The organism is Nocardioides sp. SR21, from assembly GCF_022761125.1.
Lineage (GTDB): Bacteria > Actinomycetota > Actinomycetes > Propionibacteriales > Nocardioidaceae > Nocardioides.
Genome location: NZ_JAKWJR010000001.1, coordinates 451,638 through 476,356, shown reverse-complemented (window position 1 = coordinate 476,356; position 24,719 = coordinate 451,638). Strand labels below are relative to the sequence as shown.

Here is a 24,719-nt window from a genome sequence, read left to right as displayed (position 1 = left end):
CAATACCGCCAGTACGGTCTGGGCCATGACGCACGTCGAGCATGTCATCGTCGGCGCGGGGTTCGCCGGACTCTGCGCCGCGATCAAGCTGCAGGAGGACGGCGAGACCGACTTCCTCGTGGTCGAGAAGGGCAGCACGGTCGGCGGCACCTGGCGCGACAACACCTACCCGGGCGCGTGCTGCGACGTACCGAGCCAGCTGTACTCGTACTCGTTCGCCTCCCACGACTGGTCGAAGTCGTACTCCCCGCAGCCCGAGATCCAGGACTACATCGAGGGCGTGGCCCGCCGCTCCGGCACGCTCGACCGGTTCGAGTTCGAGACGACGATGGAGCACGCCGCCTGGGACGCTGCGGCCCAGCGCTGGGAGGTGCGGATCTCTGGGCCGGGCGGCGAGCGGACCGTCACCTCGACCACGCTGATCGTCGGCGCCGGCGGCCTCTCCGAGCCCAGGCTCCCCGAGATCGACGGCCTCGACACGTTCCAGGGCGCGCTGTTCCACTCGGCGCGCTGGGACCACAGCGTCGACCTCACCGGCAAGCGCGTCGCGGTGATCGGCACCGGCGCCTCGGCGATCCAGATCGTGCCCGAGGTGCAGAAGGTGGCCGGCCACCTCGACGTCTACCAGCGCAGCGCGCCGTGGGTGATCCCCCGCAACGACCGGACCTACAAGGGCGTCGAGGCCACCGCACTGAAGCGCTTCCCGTTCCTGCGCAAGGTCTACCGGACCGGCGTCTACTGGGCCCACGAGGGCTACGTTCCGGCGTTCACCATGGTCCCGAAGCTGGCCGCGCCCGCGCAGAAGGCCGCGCAGGCCAACATCGCGATCGGCATCAAGGACCCGGTGCTGCGCGAGAAGGTGACGCCGAGGTTCGCGATCGGCTGCAAGCGGATCCTGCGGTCGAACACGTACTACCCGGCGCTCGCCGCCGACAACACCGAGCTGGTGACCGACCGGATCACCAAGGTGACCGGCAACGCGGTCGTCACCGCCGACGGTGTCGAGCGGCCGGTGGACGTGATCGTGGTGGCCACCGGCTTCCACACGACCGAGCTGCCGATCACCGAGCACATCACCGGCACCGCCGGCCACACGCTCGCCGAGAGCTGGCGCCAGACCGGGATGGCGGCGTACAAGGGCACCACCGTGCCGGGCTTCCCGAACCTCTTCATGCTCGTCGGCCCCAACACCGGTCAGGGCCACACCAGCATGGTGTTCATCATCGAGGCGCAGGTCGCCTACGTCCGCGACGCGGTGCGCACCATGCGCCGGGCGAGGTACGGCGCTGTCGAGCCCAACCCGCGCGCGTACCGGAAGTGGAACGCCGACCTGCAGCGCCGGATGAAGCGCACCGTCTGGAACACCGGCGGCTGCTCGAGCTGGTACCTCGACGAGAAGGGCCGCAACACCGTGCTGTGGCCCAAGGCGACGTTCACGTTCCGTCGCCAGCTCGCGTCGTTCGACGCGGACGCCTACGACGTGAAGGAGATCTCGGCATGAAGGAGCTCAACGGCAAGGTCGCGGTGATCACCGGGGCGGGCTCCGGGATCGGCCGGGCACTCTCCATCGACCTGGCGCGGCGCGGCTCGCTGCTCGCGATCTCCGACGTCGACGACGCCGGTCTCGCCGAGACCGTCGACCTCGTGAAGGCAGCCGGCGCCCGCGAGGTGCGCTCGGACCACCTCGACGTGGCCGACCGGGCCGCGTTCGCGGCGTACGCCTCCGCCGTGGCGGAGCACTTCGGCCGGGTCAACCTGGTCGTCAACAACGCCGGCGTCGCGCTCGCGGGGAACCTCGAGGACCTCGAGTACCCCGACATGGACTGGATCATGGGCATCAACTTCTGGGGCGTCGTCCACGGCACCAAGGAGTTCCTGCCGCACCTGATCGCGTCCGGCGACGGGCACCTGGTGAACATCTCGTCGCTCTTCGGGCTGATCTCGATGCCCGGGCAGAGCATGTACAACGCGGCCAAGTACGCCGTGCGCGGCATGTCCGAGGCGGTCCGCGAGGAGATGCTCGTCGCCGGCCACCCGGTCGGCGTCACCGTCGTGCACCCGGGCGGCATCAAGACCGCGATCGCCCGCAACGCGCGGTACTCCGCCGTCGAGGACGGCGCGCAGACGGCGAAGTTCTTCGACGAGAAGCTCGCGAAGATGACCCCGGAGCGGGCCGCCGAGATCATCGTCAAGGGCATCCGCACCGACAAGGCGCGGGTGCTGGTCGGCATCGACGCGCACGCCGTCCACACGCTCGCGAAGGTCACCGGCTCGCGCTACCAGGACATCGTGGCGCGCACGCACCGCAAGGTGATGCCGCCGGGGACCAGCGCCGTCTAGCGGCGTCGGCCGCGGCGCGACGTGCGCAGCGGCCCGACCAGGCGCGGGCCCGACAGGCGGCTCTCGAGCCGGTGCGCCTCACGGCGCAGGGGCTGCGCGACGTACTCCCCCAGGATCACGCCGGACGCGAGCGCCAGCGCGACCGACCCGGCGGTCATCAGGGCGAGGATGCCCTCCGAGGCCTGGTAGCTGTTCTCGGTGAGCAGGCTCAGGCCGCGGTAGATCGACAGGCCGGGCAGCATCGGCACGATCGCCGACACGACCACGACCAGCGGCGGCACCCGCATCCGGCCGGCGACCGTGAAGCTGACGAGGCCGACGAAGAAGGCCGCGGTCGCGACCGGCCAGGCGGTCCGGGCGACGCTCACGCCGCCCTGGCTGATCGACTGCGAGATCACGATCGCGATCGCGGCGATCAGCGCGATCGGGACCAGCGAGCGACGTGGGGCGTACGACGCGAACGCGAACGCCGCAGCGCAGATCGCGGCGCCGAGCGCGACCGTCGACACGTCGCGCAGGTCGGTGACCGCGCCCGGGTCGAGGCGGCCGACGTCGACGCCGAGCACCTCGGCGAGCGCGAGGCCGCCGCTGACGCCGGCGATGATGCCGGCGGTCGACAGCAGCGCCTCCGTGAGGCGGGCACCGCCGGTGACGTAGAACCCGGACAGCGCGTCCTGGAGAGCGCCCATGAACCCGATCCCGGCGAGCAGCATGACGATGTTCGCGGTCACGACCAGCGAGGTGTCGAGGTCCTCCTGGACGGCCGCGGCGAGCACGGCGATCACCGTGGCGACCGCGCCGCCCGCGACCTGGCGGTAGAAGGACGGGAGCCGGCGTCGGCCCATCCAGAGCTGGAGCCGGTCGATGCAGACCGCCGCGAGGAACGCGAGCGCGATCACGACCGGCCCACCGCCGAGCAGGATGGCGACACCGGCGCACATCACGCCCCAGGCGAGACTGACCAGCCAGCGCGGGGTCGTGTGGCCCGACGACACGATGCGCGCCAGCCGGGTGCGCGCCTCCTTGAGCTCGACGTCGCCGTGCAGCACCTCGCGGACGAGGTGGTCGACCAGCGTGAGGTCCTCGTAGTCGATGTCGCGCTGCTTCACCTGGCGGATCAGCACGAACGCCGGCTCCTCCGGGCTGGGTTGGTAGCTCATCGACAGCGACGTGAACGTCACGTCGATCTCGGAGTGCCGCACGCCGTACTGCCACGCCACCGCCTGCATGGTCGCGGTGACGTCGGCGGCGCCCGCCCCCGACGACAGCAGCAGCTCTCCGACCCGCAGGCAGAGGTCGAGCGTGAGGTTGAGCTCGCGCGCGTCCGACATGGCCGCCATGGTGGCAGCCGACTGGTAGACAGGCCACCGTGACTCCCGTTCCCGGCGACCCGGTCCGCGTCGTGATGACCAAGTGGGTGGACCGGCCGCACTGGGAGTTCGACTGCCACGTCCTCGGCAGCGACGAGCACGGCGACTGGCTCGGTATCCCGGCAGGCACGGCGATGGCGCGCCCGGGCGCGACGTACGTCGCCCCGACCGCGCAGGTCGGCCTCGTCCCGCCGCCCGGGCCCGACGCCGAGCGCGGCTGGCTGGCGACGTTCCACGCCGAGGGCGGGCCGGTGCGGGTGTACGTCGACATCACCACGCCCCCGCAGTGGGACGGGCTCGTGCTGCGCGCCGTGGACCTCGACCTCGACGTGGTGCGTGGCAACACCGGCCGGGTGTGGGTCGACGACGAGGACGAGTTCGCGGATCATCGCGTGCGGTTCGGGTACCCCGACGAGGTGAGTGCTGCCGCGATGAGGTCCTGCGACCGGGTGCATGCGGCGGTCGCCGCCGGGACCGCGCCGTACGACGGGAGCGCGGCGCGCTGGCTCGCGCGCGTGGCTGTGGAACGCTGAGCGCGTGCGCATCGACTTCCACGCCAGTCCCGAGCCGACGCTCGGCGTCGAGTGGGAGCTCGCCCTCGTCGACCGGCGTACCCGCGACCTGCGCAACGACGCGACGCACCTGTTTGCCCGGGCGAAGCCGCGGCTGCCGGACCCGAGCAAGCTGCACAAGGAGCTGCTGCGCAACACCGTCGAGATCGTCAGCGGCGTGTGCCGCACGGTCCCCGAGGCGATGGCCGACGTGCGCGGCACGCTCGAGGCCGTGATCCCGGCTGGCGACGACCTGGGCGTGGACCTGTACGGCGGCGGCACGCACCCGTTCGCGTCGTGGTCGGCGCAGCAGCTCAGCGAGGGGCACCGGTACGAGGAGCTGATCAACCGCACCCAGTGGTGGGGCCGGCAGATGCTGATCTGGGGCGTGCACGTGCACGTCGGAATGCCGGACCGTGACCGGGTGATGCCGGTGCTGTCGTCGCTGCTGAACTACTACCCGCACCTGCAGGCGCTCTCGGCGTCCTCGCCGATCTGGGCCGGCCTCGACACGGGGTACGCCTCGAACCGCGCGCTGATGTTCCAGCAGCTGCCGACCGCCGGGCTGCCGTTCCAGTTCGAGCGGTGGGAGGAGTTCGAGTCGTACGCCGGCGACCTGCTCACGACCGGAGTCATCGACGTGCTCAGCGAGATCCGGTGGGACGTGCGGCCCGCGGCGAACCTCGGCACCATCGAGAACCGCGTCTGCGACGGGGTCTCGAACATCGAGGAGCTCGGCGCGCTGGTCGCGCTCATGCACTGCCTGGTCGTGGATCTCGACGGCCGGCTGGCCGCGGGCGAGACGCTCCCCACGATGCCGCCGTGGCACGTGCAGGAGAACAAGTGGCGAGCCGCCCGCTACGGCCTGGACGCGATCGTCATCGTCGACGCCCACTCGAACGAGCGGCTGGTCACCGACGACCTGGCCGACCTGCTCGAACGGCTCACGCCGATCGCCGAGCGGCTCGGGTGCTCGGAGGAGCTGGCCGCGGTCGCGGAGATCCCGCGGCGGGGAGCGTCGTACCAGCGGCAGCGGGCCGTTGCCGAGGCGTCGGAGGGCGACCTGGTGGCCGTGGTGGACTCGGTCGTGCGGGAGCTGCGGGACGGGTTGAAGTAGGTTCCGCCGCTGCGCGGCGGGAGGGTCCGCCGCTGCGCGGCGGGGCGGGTCGTTGTCTCCCTCGTCGGCTTCCTGGTGTGGTGCTCTCGTGCCCTCTTCGGCGGCTTCGCCGCCTCCTCGTCGCTACCTCGCCGTGTCTCCGCTTCGCTCTCGCCACGCCTCGGTTTGACGCTCCTTCGTCGGCGCCGAGCGCCTCCGAGGGCACTCGTTGCCGCACCCGCTCCTCGGTCGTGCCTCCTGGGTGGGGATGGGTTCCGTACTCCCCGGGTGGGCGTCCTCGCTCTCGCCACGCCTCGGTTTGACGCTCGTTCGGGTGCCCCCGAGGGCCTTCGGCGTCTCCTCCTGCCGCACCCGCTCCTCGGTCGTGCCTCCTGGGTGGGGATGGGTTCAGTACTCCCCGGGTGGGGGCGTCTTCGCTCTCGGCACGCCTCGATATGACGCTCCTTCGTCGGCGCCGAGCGCCTCCGAGGGCACTTGTTGCCGCACCCGCTCCTCGGTCGTGCCTCCTGGGAGATGGGTTCAGTACCCCTCGGGTGGGGGCGTCATCTCGAGGCGGACGCCGAGGAGGCGGACGGGGCGGTCCTGCTCGACGCGGTCGAGGAGGGAGACGGCGGCGTCGGCGAGGGTGGTGGGGTCGTTGGTGGGAGCGGGGAGGGTGAGGCTGCGGCTGACGGTGAAGAAGGGCTTGAAGCGGATCTTGAGGCCCACGCGGGCGGCGGGGCGGCCCTCGCGGTCGATGTCGGCCAGGACGCGGCGGGTCAGCGTGCGCACCTCCTCGGCCACCTGGGCCCAGTCCTCGAGGTCCTGCTGGTAGGTCTCCTCGCGGCCGTGGGCGCGGGGGACCCAGGGCGAGGCGTCGACGGCGCTGGTGTCGACCCCGCGGCCGAGGCGGTGGTACCAGGGCCCCATGGTCGGGCCGATCTCGGCGGCGAGGATGCGGGCGTCGGACTCTGCGAGCTGGGTGACGGTGTCGATGCCGAGGGCGGCGAGCTTCTTGCCGGTCTTCGAGCCGATGCCCCACAGGGCGGTCGTGGGCCGGTCGCCCATCACCTCGAACCAGTTCTCGGCGGTCAGCCTCCAGACACCGCGGGGCTTGCCGAAGTCGGTGGCGATCTTCGCGCGGAGCTTGTTGTCGCCCACGCCGACCGAGCAGTGCAGCGCGGTGGCGTCCAGGACCGCGGCGCGGATCCGCTCGGCCTGCTCCATCGGATCGCCGAGGTCGCCGTGTCCCTCGCCGGCCCCGACGAAGGCCTCGTCCCAGCCGAGCACCTGGACCACGACCGGTACCCCGCCCCACTCGAGGCCGCGCAGGGTCGCCATCACCTCGTCGGACGCGACGTTGTAGGCCTCGTGGTCGACGGGGAGGAACACCGCGTCGGGACACTTGCGGGCCGCGATCCGCAGCGGCATCCCCGAGCCGACGCCGAACGCCCGCGCTTCGTACGACGCGGTCGCGACGACACCGCGCTCGGTGGGATCCCCACGACCACCGACCACGACCGGGAGGCCGGCCAGCTCGGGGCGGCGCAGCACCTCGACCGCGGCGATGAACTGGTCGAGGTCGACGTGCAGCACCCACTGCTGGGTCATCGTGGTGGCGGCAGCGCGTCCGTGGACTCGAGCTGGTCGAGGCCGGTGACCATCAGCAGGTCGACGACCACCGAGCGCAGCTGGGCGAGCACGGCCTCCGCGGCCAGCACCTCGCTGCGCTCCACGTGGCCCGTCGCCTCCCCCACGGCGAGGACGGCCGGCCGGGCCGCGACCGCCATCCGGTTCTCCGCCAGCTCGGCGGCCACCGCGTCGGCGGCGTCGGCGAGGTCGAGCGCGAGCAGGGAGTAGGACGTGGGCACCGGCCGCCGGTGGTAGGCCGCGACCGCGGTCTGGCGGACCAGCACGCGGGTGCTGCGCAGCGCGCGGTCGAGCGGGTCGACGAGGTCGACCATCCGGCGCAGGTTGTCCTTGTGCCGGACCCGGAACGGCGAGGAGTCGACCACCGACAGGCCCTCGTCGGCCGCGGACTGCAGCTCGCGGATCAGGTAGTCGGTCGACCGCGCGTCGGCCAGCAGCGCCATCGCGCGCCCGACCTCACCGTCGTCCATCACCTCCCCGGCGGCCCGCAGCAGGCCGGAGATCTTCCGCATGACCACGGCTGCCTGCTCGCGCGGGCGCCGCAGCGGCGCCGCCGGGACGACCGTGGCCGCCACGAGCGCGACCAGCCCACCGATCACCGCGTCGGTCCAGCGCAGGAAGGCGTCCCCCGGGTCGGGGACCAGGGAGGCGACCACGATGGACTGCACGGCGGCCTGGGTCACGAACAGCTGGCCGGCGTCGAGCAGCAGGGCGGCCGACATCGACAGCGCGACGATCAGCCCGATCTGCCAGGCGCCCGAGCCGAGCAGCACGACCAGCAGGTCGGCGAGGAACACGCCCACCGCGACGCCGACGGTCACCTCGGCGACCCGGCGCAGCCGCTGGCCGTAGGACGTGCCGAGCGCGACCACGGCCGCGACCGGCGCGAAGAACGGGGTCGGGTGGCCGAACAGGTCCGCGGCGATCAGCCAGGCGAGCCCCGCGGCGATCGCACACTGCCCGATCTGCCAGCGCTTGGAGTCCAGCCGGGCGACCCGCGCCCGGACGGACGTCCGGCTGCGGAGCCACGCCCGGTCGAGTGGTCCCGCCTCCATGAACGCGATCCTGCCATGGCGGTGGCAAGGTCCATGACCATCACCGCGCTGTCACCGGGCCATCCCTGGGCCATCACGGGGCCGGCACTGGGCCGTCACTGGGCGTGCGCCCACTCCAGCGCCTGCCGGAGGTCGGCGAGGTCGCGGTACCAGGTGCGGACCTCGACGCGGCACCGGATCCGGTCGGCGCGGGCGTCGTACTCCCCGCACTCCGCGCGCGCCTCGGAGTCGGTCGGCGGGAACAGCTCGGTGCCGTCGTAGTAGCGGATCTCGAAGCCGTTCGCGGCGTCTCCGGTGACCTCCACGATGGTGTCGCCGGGCGGTGGGCCGGCGGCCGCGAGCGCCGCCGCACCCAGCCCTCCCACGCAGATGCCGACGACCAGGGCCAAGCTGGCGAACCTCTTCATGGCTGCTCCCGAGTGAGTGCTCCTGCGCCGGAGGGTCCGACGCAGGAGCGACGCTAGGAGCGGGCGCGGACGGTGCGGGGTGTGGGGAGAGCGCGCTGTGGAGAAGGTGGTCGGAGGCGGCACTGTGGACGGTTGGTGGCCGGAGCGGCCATAGTCGGCGGCACACAACAGGGAGGGAGCACCCGTGGTCACACCGATCGACCCGACCGCTGCGGCGTTCCTGCTCACCGAGAACCGCTCGATGCCGATGCACGTCGGCGGGCTCCAGCTGTTCGAGAAGCCCGAGGGCGCCGGCCGCAACTACGGTCGCGAGCTCTACGAGTCGATGCGCGACGTCGACGAGATCGCACCGCTGTTCCTCCGGCGGCCGCACCGCTCCCTCACCACCGCCGGCCAGCTGGTGTGGGTCGAGGACGACGAGTTCGACATCGAGCACCACGTCCGGCACAACGCGCTGCCGAAGCCGGGCCGGATCCGCGAGCTCCTCGACCTGTGCGGCCGGATCCACGGCACCCGGCTGGCCTGGGAGCGGCCGCTGTGGGAGGCCTACATCATCGAGGGCCTGCGCGACAGCCGGGTGGCGCTCTACACCAAGGTCCACCACGCGCTGGTCGACGGCGTCTCCGCGATGCGGCTCGTGCAGAGCACGCTGACCCCGGACCCGGACCTGCGCGACATGCCGCCGCCCTGGGACGCGCGCACCCGCCGCGACCGCCCGCCGCGGGAGCCCGACGACAGCGGGTTCGGGGAGATCTCCACCCAGGCGATGCGGACCGCGCTCGGCATCACCGCCGAGGCCGCCGGCATGCCCGGGGCGCTGATCAAGACCCTCTCGCGCAGCGTCCGCAACGAGACGTCGTCGGTCTCGCTCTACGCACCGCGCACGATCTTCAACCAGAAGATCACCTCGTCACGCCGCTTCGCCGCGCAGGACTGGCCGATCGAGCGGCTGCGCGCGATCAGCTCGGCGACCGGCACCACGATCAACGACGTCGTGCTCGCGATGTGCGGCGGCGCCGTACGCCGCTACCTGCTGGAGCTCGACGCGCTCCCGGACACCCCGCTGGTCGCGATGGTGCCGGTCGGGCTGAAGGCCAAGGAGTCGCACATCGCCTCGACCGAGGGCGGCAACGCGGTCGGCTCGGTCATGTGCCGGCTCGGCACCGACTTCGTCGACCCGCTCGACCGGCTGCTCGACATCTCCGCGTCGATGAACGCCGGCAAGGAGGCACTGGCCGGCATGACGTCCGCGCAGATCATGGCGATGAGCGCGCTCGGCCAGGCGCCGGCGATCATCGCGCCGATCCTGCGGGTGTCGGGCCTGGTGCGACCGCCGTACAACCTGATCATCAGCAACGTCCCGGGCCCGCGCTCGACGCAGTACTGGAACGGCGCCAAGCTCGTCGGCCACTACCCGCTGTCGATCCCGATCAACGGGATGGCGCTGAACATCACCTGCATCTCGTACGACGGCAACCTGGGCTTCGGCCTGACCGGCTGCCGGCGCACCCTCCCCCACCTCCAGCGGCTGCTGGTCCACCTCGACGACGAGGTGAAGGCGCTGGAGAAGGCAGCCGGAGCCTGAGGGCTGGTGCCCGCATCCAAGGCCCTGTGTGCGCCTCGCGCACACAGGGCCACTAGTTGATGTCGAACTCGTTGCCCTCGGGATCGAGCATCGCCACCGCGTAGTGGTCGAGCCCCTCCTCGGCGTTCGCGTGCAGCCGCGTCGCGCCGAGCGCGACGAGCCGCGCGGCCTCGGCCTCGACCCGCTCGCGCCGGACGTCCAGCGACTCGCTGCGGCCACCGCTCGCGTGGATGTCGATGTGCAGGCGGTTCTTCACCGTCTTCGCGTCGGGCACGACCTGGAACCAGATCCGCGGGCCCTCGCCGTTCGGGTCCGAGATCGAGTCGGCCCCGAGCCCGAGCTCGTCCTCGGGCACCCCGATCGAGCGGTAGAAGTCGTCCCACGAGTCGTAGCCGTCGGGCGGCGGCTCGAGCACGTAGTGCAGCGCCTCGGCCCAGAAGCGGGCGAGCACGTCGGCCGACGCGCAGTCGATGACGAGCTGGTAGGTCACGGGCATCGGGTCACCTCAGGTAGACGCGCTCGAGGACGAGGTCGAACATCCGGTCCGGCAGCACCTGCCGGGCCAGGGGGATGATCCGGGCACCGCGCCCGGCGGGGTACCGCGTGCGAGGGTGGCCGGCGGTCGCGGCCTTGGCCACCTTCTTCGCGACCGCCCTCGGCCCGCTGGAGAGCAGCCGGTTGTCGACGCGCTTGAGGGTCCGCGCTGCGGCGGCGGCGCGCTCCTCGTAGACGCCGCCGCGGCTGGTCTCGACGAGCCCGTCGCGGGAGATCTGGTTCCACTCCGTGACGATGCCGGCCGGCCGCACGATCACCACGTCGATGCCGTACGGCCGCAGCTCGACGCGCAGGCTGTCGCTGAAGCCCTCCACCGCGAACTTCGTGGCGTGGTACCACGCGCCGAACGGCTCGTAGATCACCGCGCCCACCGAGGAGATGTTGATGATCCGGCCGCGGTGCCGATCGCGCATCGACGGCGTGACCAGCTGCGTGAGCCGGGCGAGCCCGAACACGTTGACCTCGAACTGCCGTCGGGCCTCGTCGATCGGCACGTCCTCGACAGCGCCGTACGAGCCGTACCCCGCGTTGTTCACGAGTACGTCGATCCTGCCCGTCTCGGCCAGGATCCGCTCGACGCCGGCGGTCATCGACGCGTCGTCGGTGACGTCCATGTGGAACGTGTGGATGCCGTCCTTCTCGAGCCCGGCCATCTTGTCGACGCGGCGCGCGACGGCGTACACGTCGAAGCCGGCCTTGCGGAGGCGGAACGCGGTCGCCTTCCCGATCCCGCTGGAACCACCGGTGACCAGTGCGACGCGGCCCTTGCCGGAACGACTCATGGCTCGATCGTGCCGCCTCGGTCGTCGAACCCGCCACCCACCGTCTCGGCGACGGCTCGCAACCGGGCCCGGGTGATGTCGGCGACGGTGAGCAGCCCGGCGTTGCGGGCGTTGGACCCGTCGCGGGTCGGCTCGGCGGAGTTGATGCTGATGCAGTGCCGGGTGCCGCCGTCCTCGGCGTTCTGGAGCGCGACCGCGTGGCCGGTCGTCCCGCTGCCGGCGAAGAAGTCGAGCACGACGACGTCGTCGGGCATGGTGCCGAGGATCCGCCGGATCAGGCCGGTCGGCTTGGGCGACTCGAAGACGTGGCCGACGATCGCCTTGAGCTCGGCGACCGCGGTGTCTGTGGACCCCACCTCCTCGGACAGCCAGACAGTGCGGAGCTTCTTGCGCCGGCCGGGGTGCAGCCAGTCGCGCTGGAACACGTCGATCCGCTCGCCCTCGCGGCCCTTCACCCGCCGGCAGACCAGGTCGTCGGGCCGCTCGTCGATGCGCGGCCGGCTCCACCGCCACACCGCCGGCGTACCGTCGCCGAACACCGGCCCGATCTCCACCGCCCCCTCGAACGGCGCCGTCCGCACCAGCCCGCTGTCGGGGTCGCCCCAGATCGTGAAGTGCAGCGTCCGCGCGGTGACCGGGTTGAACTTCTTGTTGGTGTTGCGCAGCGGCAGGTGCCGGAACCGGCGGCCGTCCGGCGCGGTCAGCGGGAAGTCCCGCTCGTCGACGGTGTCGGTCGTCGTCGCGTCGAGGACGGTGCTGCGCGCGTCGCGGGCGTACACGAGCAGGTACTCGTGGCTGGTCGCGAACCCGCCGCCGAGCTGGCGCCCCTTGGGGTTGAGGTTCACGACCACCTGGGCGAGGAAGTTCCCCTCACCGAACACGTCGTCCATCAGCAGCCGGAGGTACGCCGCCTCGTTGTCGTCGATGCTCACGAAGATCGCGCCCGTCTCCGCGAGCACGCCGCGGGCCGCCTCCAGACGTGGCCGCATCATCGCGACCCAGGCGGCATGGGTGCCGTGGTCGTCGCGGTAGGCGAAGTCGTTGCCGGTGTTGTACGGCGGGTCGATGTAGATCAGGTCGACGGGCTGGCCCAGCCGGGGCAGCACGTCGAGGTTGTCCCCCTCGACGAACGTGTTCCACGGCTGACCCACGCGCCGACACTAGTGAAGGTTTTTGCGATATCCGGCGCGGATCGCCCGCAGGCCGGACAATCGAGCGGTGTTCCGCATGCTCTCGGCGCACGGGCGGACACGCTCGTCGCTGCTCCTGACTGCCGCGCTGACGGCGCTCGTCGTGGTGTTCAACCCCACGACGACCGGCGAGCAGCTCCGCGGCATGCTCGGGATCGGGCAGGACCTCACGTTCACGATCACCACGAGCGGTGGCGCGGGCTACGAGTTCGCCGTCGTCCAGCCCGACGGCCGCGAGCCGGTCACGTGGGACCCGTGCCGGGAGATCCGGTACGTCGTCAACCCCGACGGTGCACCCGCGGGGTACACCGAGGTCGTCAGCGCCGCCGTCGCCGACGTCAGCCGCGCGACCGGTCTGGAGTTCTCGTACGCCGGCACCACCGACGACCGCCGGTTCAGCGATCGCAGCGGGCCGCTCGACTCGACTCCCGCTCCGGTGCTGATCGGCTGGGCCACCCCTGAGGAGGTCCCAGACCTCGCCGGCGACGTGGCCGGGGTCGGTGGCGCCGAGGCAGCGCACCTCGAGCGGGACCGGCTCACCTACGTCACGGGCGTGGTCGTGCTCGACCGGGATCCGTTCTCCGACATGGGCCAGACGCTCCGGCAGGCGGTCCTCACGCACGAGCTCGGGCACGTCGTCGGGCTCGACCACGTCGACGACCCGGGTCAGCTGATGTACGCCGAGACCACCAGCCGGAGCACCCTCGGCGCCGGCGACCTCGACGGCCTGGCCGTCCTGGGCAGCGGCCCCTGCCGGTGACACGGCGGCCGACCTCCCCAACCGGGCGATCTCGACACTTAACCTTGATCAGGTGCATATCCGCCTGACGGTCACCGCGGCCATCGCCGCGTGCGGCCTCCTCGCCGCCGCGCCGGCCCTCGCCGGTCCCGTCGGCGCGCCCGCGGATCACCACCGTGACCATCGCTCCCTCCACCCGGAGCACACCTCGGGCGACGAGCCCGGCACGCCTCCCCCGCCGGAGCCGCTGTTCGGCGGCCGGTCGACGCAGACCCTGATGGCGTCCTGGCAGGTCGCGCCCGGCGTGCAGTTCCGCCGTTGGACCCAGACCGACGCCCGCGGGCCGATCGTCGCGAACCTGCTCACGATCGACCCGCGCACGCCCGGCCTGAAGATCGACTACGCGAGCATGGGCGCCGTACGCCGGACCGCGCCGGTGCCCGCGATCCTCGCCAAGAACCGCGCGATCGCCGGCGTCAACGGCGACTTCTACGACATCGGGCACACCGGGGCGCCGCTCGGCCTGGGCAAGGACCGTCAGCTCGGGCTGCTGCACGCGCGCCAGGGCGGCTGGAACAACGCCTTCTACATCGACCGCCGCGGGCGCGCCGGCATCGGCGACCTGCCGATGACCGCGAAGATCCGGTTCCACCGCGACCTGACGATCACGAACCTCAACTCGCCGTTCGTCACGCCCGGCGGCATCGGGATCTACACCCACCGCTGGGGCCGCACCGCCGGCTACGGCGTGACCCAGGGCCAGCGCGAGAACGTCCGTCAGGTCACCGTCGAGAACGGCCGCGTCGTGATGAACCGGCGCAAGCTCAGCGAGGACAAGGACATCGCCGGCCTGGTGATCGTCGGCCGTGGCTACAGCGCCGCCCTGCTGCGGCGCGAGCTTCCGGTCGGCACCCGGGTGTCGGTACGCCGCGCCCTCGCCGGCAACCCGCAGATGGCGATCAGCGGCAACCGGTTCCTGGTCAACGACGGGATCATCCGCGCCATCGACGACAGCGAGATGCATCCGCGCACCGCGATCGGCATCGACTCCGACACCGGCGAGGTGCTGCTGCTGGTGGTCGACGGCCGCAGCAGCCGCAGCCGCGGCTACACCATGGTCGAGCTGGCGAACCTGATGGTCGATCTCGGCGCCGACGAGGCGGTCAACCTCGATGGCGGCGGCTCCTCGACGATGGTCGGCAGGCGGGGCACCCGGACGAAGGTGCTGAATCAGCCCTCCGACGGCTTCCTGCGCTCGGTCGCCAACGCCATCGAGGTCACCTACTCCCCGCCCAGGAGCTAGCCCGACGACGAGTCGGCCCCTGGGGGCAGACAGAACGCCGCGTCCCGGACATGTGGTGGTCGAGAAGCCACACTGACGGGAGACAGCCATGGACACCGACCTCGACGACCGACTCGCTGCCAGCGACCCGACCCGGCACCGGCCGACGCCGGCCACGGACGCGGCGATGGCGCAGCTGATCGCGGAGACCAGGAGCGCCGCACGGAAGCAGCAGCGGCGGCGGCGGACCGGCGTGGGGGCAGCGGCCCTGTCGGTCGCCCTGATCGGCGGTGCCGGCGCGGCGGCGGCCGCGGGCTCCCTGGCCGGCTGGTGGAACGACCCGGACGCGACGACCCGGCAGGTCACCAACGAGTCCGGCGTCGGCTGCGAGGTGACCTACGCGCCGCGGGCGTTGCGCGACCCGGAGCACCCGGTGTCCGCGAAGGACCGGGCGGCCGCGACCGCAGCGGCCGCGGAGTTCCTGCGCGACTTCGACGACAGCACCCTCGACGGGCTGACCGCCGACGAGACCTTCGTCGAGCTGAACGACCGGCTGCTCGAGGCGCTGTCGCGGCAGGGGCTCTCGACGCATGCCGTCACCGTCGCGCTCGCCACCGACTGCGAGGACGTGCTGTGAGCGCCGACCGCGTGCAGGCGGCGCTGGAGGCGACCGCCGACGACCTGCTGCGCTACCTCGACCGCCGCGTCGTGGTCCACGACGACGCGGCCGACCTGCTCGGCGAGACGATGCTCCAGGCCTGGCGCCGGGCCGGCGCGTGCCCCGCCGACGCGGAGCGGCAGCGCATGTGGCTGTTCACGATCGCCGCGAACGTGCTCGCCAACCACCGGCGCGGGGCGACGCGGCGGCACCGACTGGCCGACCGGCTGCGGGCCGAGATCACCGCGGACGCCGTACCCGACGACACCGAGCGGCACACGGTCCGCGACGCCGTGCTCCGCTTGCACGACGCGCACCGCGAGCTCGTGATGCTGATCCACTGGGACGGGATGACGGTCGCCCAGGCGGCCGAGCTGCTCGGGCTCAACGCGTCGACCGCGCGGACCCGCTACGCCGCGGCACGGAACGCCCTGCGCGAGGCGCTCGCCGAGGTCGGCGCCGACTCAGCCGGCTAGGGCGACGGTGGTCACCGGCGCAAAGCACTCCTGCTTCGGGTCGGCGACCTTCTCCGCGACGATCACGCCGTCCTGCAGGGTCGCGGCCGGCGGTACGTCGCAGCCGACCGACACCACCTGCGCCAGCACGACGTCGCCGTCGAGCCTCCGCGCCGCCTCCGACACCTCCGTCGCGAACGCGTCGTCGAACTGCGCGACGTACGCCGCCAGGTCCGCGTCGTCGCTGACGTCGGTCGCCACCGCCTCGCCCTCCCCGCCGCCGGCGGTGGCGGACACGAGAATGACCTCGGGGGCCGCCTCGACGGGCGGCGAGTCCGCGCCGGTGTCGCTTCCACAACCGGTGACCGCGAGCAGGAGTGCGAGCGTTCCGAGTGTTCGTCGCATGGTGATGGGACGGTGCCCGGAGAGTGCGGGTTCCGAACATGGCAGGCTGCGCGGGTGCCCCGCTTCACCCGCGCCGAGCTGGAGTCGTACCGCGACAAGGAGGTGCCCGACCTCCTCGGACCCGACCTCAGGCTGCTGTTCGTCGGCATCAACCCCGGCCTCTGGACCGCCGCGACGCAGACCCACTTCGCCCACCCGGTGAACCGCTTCTACCCCGCGCTGCTCGCGGCCGGGATCATCACCGACCCGATCAGCCCCTCCGAGGGGATGACCGACGCCGACCGCGACCGGCTGCGCGCCCGCGGCATCGGGATCACCAACATCGTGCGCCGCGCGACCGCGCGCGCCAGCGAGCTCACCGACGAGGAGCTGCGCGCCGGGGGCGCCGAGCTCGAGGCGACGGTACGCCGCACCTCGCCGAAGGTGGTCGCGATCGCCGGGATCACGGCGTACCGCACCGCGTTCGGCCGGAGGAAGGCGGTGCTCGGGAAGCAGCACGAGACGCTCGCCGGCGCGGAGCTCTGGATCGTGCCGAACCCGAGCGGGCTCAACGCGCACGAGACAGTGGCGTCGCTGGCGGTCGCCTACGGGGAGGCGGCGCGCGCAGCCGGCGTGATCTGAGGGCCCGAAACCTTCAGGTCGGCCCCACGGATGCCGACTCCTTCGAGGTGGAGGCACCCGACCTGTGGCAGCTGCCGGTGCAGCAGTCACCCCTCGGCATGGCCAAGGTCGGCCTGGACGGCCGCCTGCTGGCGGTGAACCGCACCTTCGAGGAGATGCTCGGCCGGTCCGCGGTGGAGCTGACCAGCGGCCGGTTCCAGGACATCACCCACCCCGACGACCTCCACAAGGACACCACGAACTTCCGGCGCGCCCTGGCCGGCGAGATCGACTCCTACCGGGTGCGCAAGCGCTACTTCCACGCCGACGGGCACATCGTGTGGGCCGACCTCTCGGTCACGCTGATGCACAGGCCCGACGGGTCGCCGCAGCACTTCGTCACGCAGATCCTCGACATCACCGAGCAACAGGTCCGCGAGGAGCAGCTCGAGGCGATCTTCGAGGCGGTCCGCGTGGGGCTGGTGCTGATCGGCCCGGACGGCAAGTACGTGCGCATGAACCGGCGGCACGCCGAGGCGCTCGACGTCGCCCACCCCGACGGCCACGACGGCCGCGCCGGGCTGCCCGGGCAGATCTTCGCCGCGGACGGCCGGACCGTCCTGAAGCGCGAGGAGCTGCCGACGTACCTCGCCATGCACGGCGAGGAGTTCGACGACCTCACCACCTGGGTCGGCACCGACGAGCAGAACCGGCGCGCCTTCATCACCTCCGCCCGCACCGTCCGCAGCCCCTCCGGCGAGCGGCTCGGCGCCGCGCTGGCGTATCACGAGATCACCGAGCTGATGCGGGCCATGAAGGTGAAGGACGACTTCGTCACCTCGATGTCCCACGAGCTCCGGACGCCGTTGACCTCCGTGCTCGGCTACCTGGAGATCCTCGTCGACAACGACGAGCTCCCGTCGAGCGCGCGCTCGCAGCTGCAGGTCGTACGCCGCAACGCGATGCGCCTGCAGTCCCTGGTCTCGGACCTGCTCGAGATCGCGCAGTTCACCGAGTCCGGTCTGACGCTGGAGCGCGCCCAGGTCGACGTTGCCCGCGTCGCCCGGGAGGCCGCCGAGGCGGCACGCCCGCACGCCGGCCGCGCCGGCGTCGACCTCAGCTCGGAGCTGCCCGAGCGGGTGCTCGCGCTGGTCGACGAGAAGCGGATCCGCCAGGTGATCGACAACCTGCTCTCCAACGCCGTGAAGTACAGCTCGTGCGGCGACGCCGTACGGATCGCGCTCAGCAACTGCGACCGGGAGCTGCACCTGGAGGTCAGCGACACCGGCATGGGGATCGCCGCGGCGGACCTCCCCCACGTGTTCGACCGGTTCTTCCGCAGCTCGTGCGCGACCGTCCAGCACATCCCCGGCACGGGGCTGGGCCTGGACATCGCCGGCACCATCGTCGACGCGCACGGCGGCACGATCACCGTCGACAGCGCCCTCGGTGAGGGCTCGACCTTCCGGATGCGGCTGCCCCTGGCCGGCTAGGCCGGGAACACCTGGTCCTTGCCGAGGATGGTCAGGCCGTCCTCCACGACGAACCCGCGCGCCCGGTCGGCGTCGAGATCCACCCCGATCTCCGCACCCGGCGGGACCACGACGTTCTTGTCGATGATCGCGTTGCGCACCACCGCGCCCGGCCCGACGCGGACGCCGTTCATCAGCACCGCGCCGTTCACCTCGGCGCCGTCCTGGACGAACACGCCGGGCGACAGCACCGACCGCTTCACCTTGCCGCCGATCACGACCGCGCCGGGCGAGAGCACCGCCTCGTCGACCTTCGGCTTCACCCCGGCCGCACCCTGCACCAGCTTGGCCGGCGGCTGCGGGCCGTACGACGTGTAGACCGGCCAGTCGAAGTTGTAGAGGTTGAAGATCGGCAGCGGCGACACGACGTCCATGTGCGCGGCGTAGTACGACCCGAGCGTCCCGACGTCGCGCCAGTAGCCGCGGTCGCGGTCGGTCGAGCCGGCCACGTCGTTGTCCTTGTAGTCGTAGACGCCGGCCTGCTGGCGGCGTACGAACGACGGGACGATGTCGCCGCCCATGTCGTGCTTCGAGCCGATCTCGGTCGCGTCGCGGGTCACCGCCTCGACCAGCGCGTCGGCGTCGAAGACGTAGTTGCCCATTGAGGCGAGCACCTCGCCGGGGCTGTCCGGCAGGCCGACCGGGTCGGTCGGCTTCTCCAGGAACTCGCGGATCTTCGACGGGTCGTCGGGATGGACGTCGATGACGCCGAACTGGTCGGCCATCTCGATCGGCTGCCGGATGGCGGCGACCGTGCACGCGGCACCGCTGGCGGTGTGCGCCTTCACCATCTGGTGGAAGTCCATCCGGTAGACGTGGTCGGCGCCCACCACCACGACGATGTCGGGCTTCTCGTCGCGGATCAGGTTCAGGGACTGGTAGATCGCGTCCGCGCTGCCGAGGTACCAGTTCTTGCCGACCCGCTGCTGGGCGGGGACCGGCGCGACGTAGTTGCCGAGCATCGTCGACATCCGCCAGGTCTGGGTGACGTGCTTGTCCAGGCTGTGCGACTTGTACTGCGTCAGCACGACGACCTGGAGGTAGCCGCTGTTGACGACGTTCGACAGCGCGAAGTCGATCAGCCGGTAGATGCCGGCGAACGGCACGGCGGGCTTGGCCCGGTCGGCGGTGAGCGGCATCAGGCGTTTGCCCTCGCCCCCGGCCAGGACGATCGCGAGGACCTTCTTCCGGGAGCTGACCATGGTCACAACCTAACGGTGGAGGGATAGGTTCGGGAGCGTGCGAGTCGACGTCCTGTCCAAGGAGTACCCACCTGAGGTCTACGGAGGCGCCGGCGTCCACGTGGCGGAGCTCGTGCGCGCGCTGCGCTCCCGGCCCGACGTCGCGGCGCACGTGCGCGCGTTCGGCGCGCCGCGCTCGGAGGAGCTGACCTCGTCGTACGCCGACCTCGCGGAGCTGGCCGGCGCGAACGCCGCGCTGCGCACCCTCGGCGTGGACCTGGCGATCGCGGACGCGTGCGCGGGCACCGATCTCGTGCACTCGCACACCTGGTACGCGAACTTCGCGGGGCACCTCGCCTCGCTGCTGCACGGCGTCCCGCACGTCGTCTCCGCGCACTCGCTCGAGCCGCTGCGGCCGTGGAAGGCCGAGCAGCTCGGTGGCGGGTACGCCGTCTCGTCGTACGTCGAGCGGACGTCGTACGAAGCGGCCGCCGCGGTGATCGCGGTGTCGGCGGCGATGCGCGACGACGTGCTCGCGTCGTACCCCGCTGTCGACCCGGCGCGGGTGCACGTCGTGCACAACGGCATCGACACGAACGACTGGTCGCCGCGCGTGGACCCTGCGCGGGTGCGCTCGCTGGGGGTGGACCCGGATCGGCCGGCGGTGGTGTTCGTCGGGCGGATCACCCGCCAGAAGGGGCTGCCGCTGTTCCTGCGCGCGTGCGCGGAGCTGCCGCCGGACGTGCAGATCGTGCTGTGCGCCGGAGCGCCGGACACGCCGGAGATCCTGGCCGAGGTCGAGGGGCTGGTCGCCGGTCTGCGCGACTCGCGGTCGGGGGTCGTGTGGATCCCGGAGATGCTGCCTCGTGCGGACGTGGTGGCCCTGCTGACGGCCGCCACGGTGTTCGCGTGCCCGTCGATCTACGAGCCGCTCGGCATCGTGAACCTCGAGGCGATGGCGTGCGAGACCGCCGTCGTCGCGACCGCGACCGGCGGCATCCCCGAGGTGGTCGTCGCCGGCACGACCGGCGTGCTCGTGCCGATCACGCAGGCCACCGACGGCACCGGCGCGCCGCTCGACCCGGACCAGTACGTCGCCGACTTCGCCGCCGCGCTGAACGCGGTCGTGTCGGACCCCGCGCGGGCCGCCGAGATGGGCCGCGCCGGACGTGAGCGGGCGATCGCGTCGTTCTCGTGGGGCGCTATCGCGGAGCGGACGGTCGAGGTCTACCGCTCCGTGCTGTGACCATCAGCTCCGCGATCAACGGCGCCTTGCCCGCCCGGTAGCGGGGACGGTCCGTGTCGTCCTGCGCCGCGAGCTCACGCTTGAGCGCGGCGTAGCGCTCGGCCTCGTCCGGATGCTCGCAGAGGTAGTCGCGGAACAGCAGCCAGTCCCGCCAGCCGTCGGAGTCGTGCTCGATGACGTGCAGGTGGTGCGTGCGGTGCTCGACCGTGGGATGGCAGTACGACAGCTTGCGCTGCTCCTCGTCGCCGGGCTCGGGCGCGTGGACCCAACCGGCGCTCTCGAGACGCTCGCCTGGCACCCTCGTGTGGTCCTCGACGACCGCGAGCATGTCGATGATCGGCTTGGCCGGCAGCCCCGGCACCGCGGTCGAGCCGATGTGGTGCACCGGCACGCCGAGGACCGGCTCGAGGACCGCGCGCTGCTCCTCGAAGCGCGCGGGCCAGGCGGCGTCGTACGGCTGGATCACGATCGGGTCGCGGCGCACCCGGGCAGGATCGCACCCTCCCGGGCGGACTGGTCAGCCTTTCCTGGCACTTCTCAGCCGTTGCAACCGCTGAGAAGTGCCGGTTTCACCGGTGCACCGGTGAAACCGACCGCTACCGTCACCCCGTGAACAAGAACATGTTCCTGTTGTGGGGCGACGACCTGGCGACCACGCTGCACGACCCGGCGCTGCACGCGCGGCTGGCGGAGGCGGGGGTGGACCGCGTCCAGCTCAACGTCGACGACGAGCCGGTGGCGGGCGCGATGCGGTTCGGCCAGTTCGACGCGCCGGTCGGCGCGATCGTCAGCACCTGGGGGGTCGACCCGGCCGCGGTCGCCACGACCCTGGCGGAGGTGGGTCGCGTCCACGGGTACGCCGTGGACGAGCGGCGCCGGCTCGACCCGCCGGAGGCGTGGGACGGCAGCCGCGCGGACGCGCTGGCGAACGTCGCGATCCTGCGCCGCCCGGAGGCGCTCCCGCGCGACGAGTGGCTGCGGATCTGGATGGTCGACCACACGCCGGTCGCGATCCGCACGCAGGCGACGTTCGGCTACGTCCAGAACATCGTCACCGGCGCGGTGACCGCGGACGCGCCGCACATCGACGCCCTCGTCGAGGAGCTGTTCCCGAGCGCCGGCATCACCGACATGCATGCGTTCTACGGCAGTGGCGGCGACGACGCGAAGCTCAACCGCCGGCTCACCGAGCTGATGGCGAGCGTGGCCCGCTTCGGCGCCGGCGAGAACCTCGAGCTGGTGCCGAGCAGCCGCTACCTCTACGGGTTCTAGTTCTCCGTCGAGTCGTACGTGATGGTCCCGTCACGGCGGGCGCCGATGTACTCGCTCTCCTGGTACTCGTTCGACGCGTAGGCCCACACGACCGCCCGGTCGCTGTCCGGCGCGCGCACGATCGCGTACCACGACGTCGGGTCCTCGACCTTGGTGCGCACCTGCTCGACCAGGTCCACGATCAGCGCCGCGTCGATCTGCGCGAGGTCGGTGCGCGGGAAGCTGGACGCGCTCTTCGTGTCGTTGTCGGTCAGCTCGCTGCCGTCCCAGTACCAGTACGCCTCGCGCTGGGTGGTCGCGTCGACCGGCAGCTCGACGACGGCGTACGTCGGGTAGAGCACCGCCGAGAACGCCGTGGTGTCCCCGGTCTCGTTCCGCACCGCGTCGAGCAGGTCCCGGTAGCCGTCCTCGCTGAGCACGTCGACCGGCTCCGACCCGAGGCCGAGCGGCCCCGAGCCCTCCTCCGAGCCCTCCCCCGCCAGCGCGACGATGCCGCCGATCAGCGCGACGGCGATGACGAGCACGACCGCGAGCGGGACCAGGACGACCGCCTTCGACAGCTTCGGGGTGCCCTGGGCCGCCTGGACCTGCTGCAGCGTCGGGAAGTCGGCCTCGGGCGTCGTCGCCGGCGGGCCGTACGGGACGTACGGCGGCGGCTCGGCCGGCTGCGCCAGCGGGATCGGGTCGGCGGCCGGCGCCTCGGGCACCTCCGGCGCCGACGACTGGATGTCGTGCGTGATCATCCGGATCTCGTCGAGCGTCTGCGCCAGCTGCAGCTGCTCGATGCGCTTGTCACGGTCCGCCTCGATGATCTCGCCCACGGCGAACGCCGACTGGACGAGCGTGATCGCGGCGTTGCGGTCGCTCTCGCGTGCCTTCTGGGTCACGAGAGCACCGTAGTGCCGTACCTAGATGAAGATCCCCAAGATCAGCACGACGACCAGACCGCTGACCGACAGGACGGTCTCCATCAGCGACCAGGTCTTGATGGTCTGGCCGACGGTCATGTTGAAGTACTCCTTGACCAGCCAGAAACCCGCATCGTTCACGTGCGAGAAGAACAGCGAGCCGGCTCCGACGGCCAGGACCACCAGCGAGACCTCGCCGGTCGACATCCCGTCGACCAGGTTCACCATCAGCGAGCTCGCCGTGATCGTGGCGACGGTCGCGGAGCCGGTGGCCAGGCGGATCAGGACGGCGATGAACCAGGCGAGCAGCAGGACCGAGATGTTCTTCTCGGAGGCCCAGTCGGCGAGCAGGGTGCCGATACCGGTGTCGATGAGCACCTGCTTGAAGCCGCCGCCCGCAGCCACGATCAGCAGGATGCCGGCGATCGGCCCGAGCGAGCTCCCGACCGTGTCGGAGATCTTCTGGCGGTTCATTCCCGTGCCGACGCCGAAGGTCAGCATCGCGACGATGACCGAGATCAGCAGCGCGATGAAGGGGTTGCCGATCACGTCGAAGACCTGCTGGACCATGTCGTCCGGGTCGTCGATGACGATGTCGGCCACGGCCTTGCTGAGCATCAGCACCACCGGCAGCAGCACCGTCGCGATGGTCACCCCGAACGACGGCCGGTTGCTGTCGTCGCGGTCCGGGGAGTCCCACGTCGGGGGCGCCTCGACGACCACCCAGCGACCCGCAAGGGTGCCGAACAGCGGCCCTGCCACGACGATCGTGGGGATCGCGACCAGGATGCCCAGCGCGAGCGTGACCCCGAGGTCGGCGCCGAGGTAGTCGATCGCGGTGACCGGTCCCGGGTGCGGCGGCACGAAGCCGTGCATCGCCGACAGGCCGGCCAGCGCCGGGATCCCCACGGTGATCAGGGAGACCTGCGCGCGCCGCGAGACCAGGTAGATGACCGGCATCAGCAGCACCAGGCCGATCTCGAAGAACATCGGCAGACCGATGATCGCGCCGACCGCGGCCATCGCCCACGGCAGCATCCGCGGCGACGCCTTGCCGACGATGGTGTCGACGATCTGGTCGGCCCCGCCGGAGTCGGCGAGCAGCTTCGCGAACATCGCGCCGAGCGCGATCAGCGCACCGACGCCCGCGGCCGTCGTACCGAACCCGGTCGTGAAGGACACCAGGACGTCGTTGACGTTCTCACCCGCGACGATGCCGACGGTCAGGCCGCCGAGGATCAGCGCGAGGAACGGGTGGACCTTGACGACCGTGATGAGGACGACGATCAGCGCGATCGCGGCGAGGGCCGCTGTGATCAGCTGCCAACCTGCCGCTACCGGCTCGACGACCTCCATCAGCTCTCTGCATCCCGAGACATGACGTCCACATACCCCTGCACGATCTGGTCCACACCTTGGTCGACGCTCAGCACGACGCCGTGCTCGTCCGGCTCCAGCGGCTCGAGGGTCGCGAACTGGGAGGTCAGCAGCGACGCCGGCATGAAGTGACCGGCCCGGCTGGCCTGCCGGCGCTCGATCACCTCGCGGCTGCCCTCGAGCATCAGGAACTGCAGCCCGGGCACGTGGCTGCGCAGCTGGTCGCGGTACTTCCGCTTCAGCGCCGAGCACCCCATCACGCCGCCGTCGGGATGGTCGGCGAGCCACTGACCGACCGCCTCCAGCCACGGGTAGCGGTCGGAGTCGTCGAGCGCGTGACCCGCGCTCATCTTGGCGATGTTCTCGGGCGGGTGGAGGTCGTCGGCGTCCTCGAACGGCACCCGCAGCCGCTGCGCGATCGCAGCGCCCACGGTCGACTTGCCCGATCCCGAGACACCCATCACGACAAGGGGATGCATGCCC

Annotated in this window: 26 protein-coding genes; 13 read left to right on the top strand and 13 right to left on the bottom strand. The window is 71.7% G+C overall.

The genetic code is table 11. The features are described from left to right. Positions 1-25 precede the first annotated feature (25 nt). Complete coding sequence (locus tag MJ604_RS02440; protein ID WP_243056685.1) at positions 26-1,501, top strand: NAD(P)/FAD-dependent oxidoreductase; 1,476 nt, start codon at positions 26-28, stop codon at positions 1,499-1,501. Further along, entirely contained in the window at positions 1,498-2,340 is an 843-nt protein-coding gene (locus tag MJ604_RS02435; protein ID WP_243056684.1) for an SDR family oxidoreductase, read from the top strand. The genes MJ604_RS02440 and MJ604_RS02435 overlap by 4 nt, the downstream gene beginning before the upstream one ends. On the opposite strand, the gene MJ604_RS02430 is transcribed toward MJ604_RS02435, so the two are convergent. Further along, entirely contained in the window at positions 2,337-3,671 is a 1,335-nt protein-coding gene (locus MJ604_RS02430) for a threonine/serine exporter ThrE family protein (RefSeq protein WP_243056683.1), read from the bottom strand. The two genes, MJ604_RS02435 and MJ604_RS02430, sit on opposite strands and share 4 nt — an antisense overlap. A 38-nt stretch (positions 3,672-3,709) precedes the next feature. Between MJ604_RS02430 and MJ604_RS02425 the strand changes: the two genes are divergently transcribed. Together MJ604_RS02425 and MJ604_RS02420 are read left to right on the top strand one after the other, a co-directional pair. Further along, positions 3,710-4,243, top strand: coding sequence for a DUF402 domain-containing protein (locus tag MJ604_RS02425; protein ID WP_243056682.1), 534 nt, complete (start codon positions 3,710-3,712; stop codon positions 4,241-4,243). Positions 4,244-4,247: 4 nt separating this feature from the next. Then, positions 4,248-5,378 carry a glutamate--cysteine ligase gene (locus tag MJ604_RS02420; RefSeq protein WP_243056681.1) on the top strand — a complete coding sequence of 377 codons (1,131 nt, stop codon included), beginning with the start codon at positions 4,248-4,250 and terminating at the stop codon, positions 5,376-5,378. A gap of 519 nt (positions 5,379-5,897) precedes the next feature. Here MJ604_RS02420 and MJ604_RS02415 read toward each other — a convergent pair. The 3 genes from MJ604_RS02415 to MJ604_RS02405 form a co-directional block, all read right to left on the bottom strand. Next, complete coding sequence (locus MJ604_RS02415) at positions 5,898-6,968, bottom strand: DNA polymerase IV (protein ID WP_243056680.1); 1,071 nt, start codon at positions 6,966-6,968, stop codon at positions 5,898-5,900. Beyond that, positions 6,965-8,062 carry an aromatic acid exporter family protein gene (locus MJ604_RS02410; RefSeq protein WP_243056679.1) on the bottom strand — a complete coding sequence of 366 codons (1,098 nt, stop codon included), beginning with the start codon at positions 8,060-8,062 and terminating at the stop codon, positions 6,965-6,967. Before MJ604_RS02410 ends, MJ604_RS02415 begins: the two co-directional genes overlap by 4 nt. Before the next feature lie 95 nt (positions 8,063-8,157). Further along, entirely contained in the window at positions 8,158-8,469 is a 312-nt protein-coding gene (locus MJ604_RS02405; protein ID WP_243056678.1) for a hypothetical protein, read from the bottom strand. A gap of 184 nt (positions 8,470-8,653) precedes the next feature. On the opposite strand from MJ604_RS02405, the gene MJ604_RS02400 reads away from it, so the two are divergent. Next, positions 8,654-10,054 carry a wax ester/triacylglycerol synthase family O-acyltransferase gene (locus tag MJ604_RS02400; RefSeq protein WP_243056677.1) on the top strand — a complete coding sequence of 467 codons (1,401 nt, stop codon included), beginning with the start codon at positions 8,654-8,656 and terminating at the stop codon, positions 10,052-10,054. Between the two features lie 52 nt (positions 10,055-10,106). Here the strand turns inward: MJ604_RS02400 and MJ604_RS02395 are convergent, their stop codons facing one another. From MJ604_RS02395 to MJ604_RS02385, 3 genes are read right to left on the bottom strand one after another with little or no spacing between them, the layout of a single operon-like run. Beyond that, entirely contained in the window at positions 10,107-10,550 is a 444-nt protein-coding gene (locus tag MJ604_RS02395; protein WP_243056676.1) for a VOC family protein, read from the bottom strand. A 4-nt stretch (positions 10,551-10,554) separates the two neighbouring features. Beyond that, positions 10,555-11,391: an oxidoreductase gene (locus tag MJ604_RS02390; protein ID WP_243056675.1), complete on the bottom strand. Its 837-nt coding sequence runs from the start codon at positions 11,389-11,391 to the stop codon at positions 10,555-10,557. Further along, complete coding sequence (locus MJ604_RS02385; RefSeq protein WP_243056674.1) at positions 11,388-12,542, bottom strand: site-specific DNA-methyltransferase; 1,155 nt, start codon at positions 12,540-12,542, stop codon at positions 11,388-11,390. Before MJ604_RS02385 ends, MJ604_RS02390 begins: the two co-directional genes overlap by 4 nt. Before the next feature lie 76 nt (positions 12,543-12,618). On the opposite strand from MJ604_RS02385, the gene MJ604_RS02380 reads away from it, so the two are divergent. The 4 genes from MJ604_RS02380 to MJ604_RS02365 all read left to right on the top strand — a co-directional run bounded on the left by MJ604_RS02380 (position 12,619) and on the right by MJ604_RS02365 (position 15,736). After that, on the top strand, positions 12,619-13,341 hold the full coding sequence (locus MJ604_RS02380; RefSeq protein WP_243056859.1) for a matrixin family metalloprotease: 723 nt from the start codon (positions 12,619-12,621) through the stop codon (positions 13,339-13,341). Positions 13,342-13,393: 52 nt separating this feature from the next. Beyond that, a complete protein-coding gene (locus tag MJ604_RS02375; RefSeq protein ID WP_243056673.1) occupies positions 13,394-14,623 on the top strand; it encodes a phosphodiester glycosidase family protein in 1,230 nt (409 codons plus the stop codon). 88 nt (positions 14,624-14,711) lie between these two features. Next, positions 14,712-15,239: a hypothetical protein gene (locus tag MJ604_RS02370; RefSeq protein WP_243056672.1), complete on the top strand. Its 528-nt coding sequence runs from the start codon at positions 14,712-14,714 to the stop codon at positions 15,237-15,239. Continuing rightward, entirely contained in the window at positions 15,236-15,736 is a 501-nt protein-coding gene (locus tag MJ604_RS02365) for an RNA polymerase sigma factor (RefSeq protein WP_243056671.1), read from the top strand. Before MJ604_RS02370 ends, MJ604_RS02365 begins: the two co-directional genes overlap by 4 nt. Here the strand turns inward: MJ604_RS02365 and MJ604_RS02360 are convergent. After that, positions 15,725-16,120, bottom strand: a complete 396-nt coding sequence (locus MJ604_RS02360; protein WP_243056670.1) for a hypothetical protein — start codon at positions 16,118-16,120, stop codon at positions 15,725-15,727. The genes MJ604_RS02365 and MJ604_RS02360 overlap by 12 nt on opposite strands. 54 nt (positions 16,121-16,174) lie before the next feature. Between MJ604_RS02360 and MJ604_RS02355 the strand changes: the two genes are divergently transcribed. Beyond that, positions 16,175-16,741, top strand: coding sequence for a mismatch-specific DNA-glycosylase (locus MJ604_RS02355; protein ID WP_243056669.1), 567 nt, complete (start codon positions 16,175-16,177; stop codon positions 16,739-16,741). A 47-nt stretch (positions 16,742-16,788) separates the two neighbouring features. Further along, complete coding sequence (locus MJ604_RS02350; protein WP_243056668.1) at positions 16,789-18,213, top strand: cell wall metabolism sensor histidine kinase WalK; 1,425 nt, start codon at positions 16,789-16,791, stop codon at positions 18,211-18,213. Here MJ604_RS02350 and glgC read toward each other — a convergent pair. Beyond that, positions 18,210-19,454, bottom strand: a complete 1,245-nt coding sequence (glgC, locus tag MJ604_RS02345) for a glucose-1-phosphate adenylyltransferase (protein ID WP_243056667.1) — start codon at positions 19,452-19,454, stop codon at positions 18,210-18,212. The two genes, MJ604_RS02350 and glgC, sit on opposite strands and share 4 nt — an antisense overlap. Before the next feature lie 37 nt (positions 19,455-19,491). Between glgC and glgA the strand changes: the two genes are divergently transcribed. Then, on the top strand, positions 19,492-20,679 hold the full coding sequence (glgA, locus tag MJ604_RS02340; protein ID WP_243056666.1) for a glycogen synthase: 1,188 nt from the start codon (positions 19,492-19,494) through the stop codon (positions 20,677-20,679). Here the strand turns inward: glgA and MJ604_RS02335 are convergent. After that, positions 20,636-21,163, bottom strand: a complete 528-nt coding sequence (locus MJ604_RS02335) for a GrpB family protein (protein WP_243056665.1) — start codon at positions 21,161-21,163, stop codon at positions 20,636-20,638. The two genes, glgA and MJ604_RS02335, sit on opposite strands and share 44 nt — an antisense overlap. 125 nt (positions 21,164-21,288) lie before the next feature. Between MJ604_RS02335 and MJ604_RS02330 the strand changes: the two genes are divergently transcribed. Beyond that, on the top strand, positions 21,289-21,951 hold the full coding sequence (locus MJ604_RS02330) for a hypothetical protein (protein WP_243056664.1): 663 nt from the start codon (positions 21,289-21,291) through the stop codon (positions 21,949-21,951). On the opposite strand, the gene MJ604_RS02325 is transcribed toward MJ604_RS02330, so the two are convergent. Genes MJ604_RS02325 through MJ604_RS02315 form a run of 3 tightly spaced genes read right to left on the bottom strand, consistent with a single transcriptional unit; the run spans position 21,948 to position 24,715 of the window. After that, positions 21,948-22,838 carry a DUF1707 domain-containing protein gene (locus MJ604_RS02325; protein WP_243056663.1) on the bottom strand — a complete coding sequence of 297 codons (891 nt, stop codon included), beginning with the start codon at positions 22,836-22,838 and terminating at the stop codon, positions 21,948-21,950. The two genes, MJ604_RS02330 and MJ604_RS02325, sit on opposite strands and share 4 nt — an antisense overlap. Positions 22,839-22,859: 21 nt before the next feature. After that, the gene (locus tag MJ604_RS02320) at positions 22,860-24,215 is read right to left on the bottom strand and encodes a GntP family permease (RefSeq protein WP_243056662.1); all 1,356 of its coding nucleotides are present in this window, start codon (positions 24,213-24,215) and stop codon (positions 22,860-22,862) included. Then, the gene (locus MJ604_RS02315; RefSeq protein WP_243056661.1) at positions 24,215-24,715 is read right to left on the bottom strand and encodes a gluconokinase; all 501 of its coding nucleotides are present in this window, start codon (positions 24,713-24,715) and stop codon (positions 24,215-24,217) included. The genes MJ604_RS02320 and MJ604_RS02315 overlap by 1 nt, the downstream gene beginning before the upstream one ends. Positions 24,716-24,719 lie beyond the last annotated feature (4 nt).

Excerpts from the sequence above, each read along its gene's own strand:
- MJ604_RS02440 (WP_243056685.1), top strand. The coding sequence starts at position 26 with ATGACGCACGTCGAGCATGTCATCGTCGGCGCGGGGTTCGCCGGACTC.
- MJ604_RS02435 (WP_243056684.1), top strand. The coding sequence starts at position 1,498 with ATGAAGGAGCTCAACGGCAAGGTCGCGGTGATCACCGGGGCGGGCTCC.
- MJ604_RS02430 (WP_243056683.1), bottom strand. The coding sequence starts at position 3,671 with ATGTCGGACGCGCGCGAGCTCAACCTCACGCTCGACCTCTGCCTGCGG.
- MJ604_RS02415 (WP_243056680.1), bottom strand. The coding sequence starts at position 6,968 with ATGACCCAGCAGTGGGTGCTGCACGTCGACCTCGACCAGTTCATCGCC.
- MJ604_RS02410 (WP_243056679.1), bottom strand. The coding sequence starts at position 8,062 with ATGGAGGCGGGACCACTCGACCGGGCGTGGCTCCGCAGCCGGACGTCC.
- MJ604_RS02405 (WP_243056678.1), bottom strand. The coding sequence starts at position 8,469 with ATGAAGAGGTTCGCCAGCTTGGCCCTGGTCGTCGGCATCTGCGTGGGA.
- MJ604_RS02395 (WP_243056676.1), bottom strand. The coding sequence starts at position 10,550 with ATGCCCGTGACCTACCAGCTCGTCATCGACTGCGCGTCGGCCGACGTG.
- MJ604_RS02390 (WP_243056675.1), bottom strand. The coding sequence starts at position 11,391 with ATGAGTCGTTCCGGCAAGGGCCGCGTCGCACTGGTCACCGGTGGTTCC.
- MJ604_RS02380 (WP_243056859.1), top strand. The coding sequence starts at position 12,619 with ATGCTCTCGGCGCACGGGCGGACACGCTCGTCGCTGCTCCTGACTGCC.
- MJ604_RS02370 (WP_243056672.1), top strand. The coding sequence starts at position 14,712 with ATGGACACCGACCTCGACGACCGACTCGCTGCCAGCGACCCGACCCGG.
- MJ604_RS02360 (WP_243056670.1), bottom strand. The coding sequence starts at position 16,120 with ATGCGACGAACACTCGGAACGCTCGCACTCCTGCTCGCGGTCACCGGT.
- glgC (WP_243056667.1), bottom strand. The coding sequence starts at position 19,454 with ATGGTCAGCTCCCGGAAGAAGGTCCTCGCGATCGTCCTGGCCGGGGGC.
- MJ604_RS02320 (WP_243056662.1), bottom strand. The coding sequence starts at position 24,215 with ATGGAGGTCGTCGAGCCGGTAGCGGCAGGTTGGCAGCTGATCACAGCG.
- MJ604_RS02315 (WP_243056661.1), bottom strand. The coding sequence starts at position 24,715 with ATGCATCCCCTTGTCGTGATGGGTGTCTCGGGATCGGGCAAGTCGACC.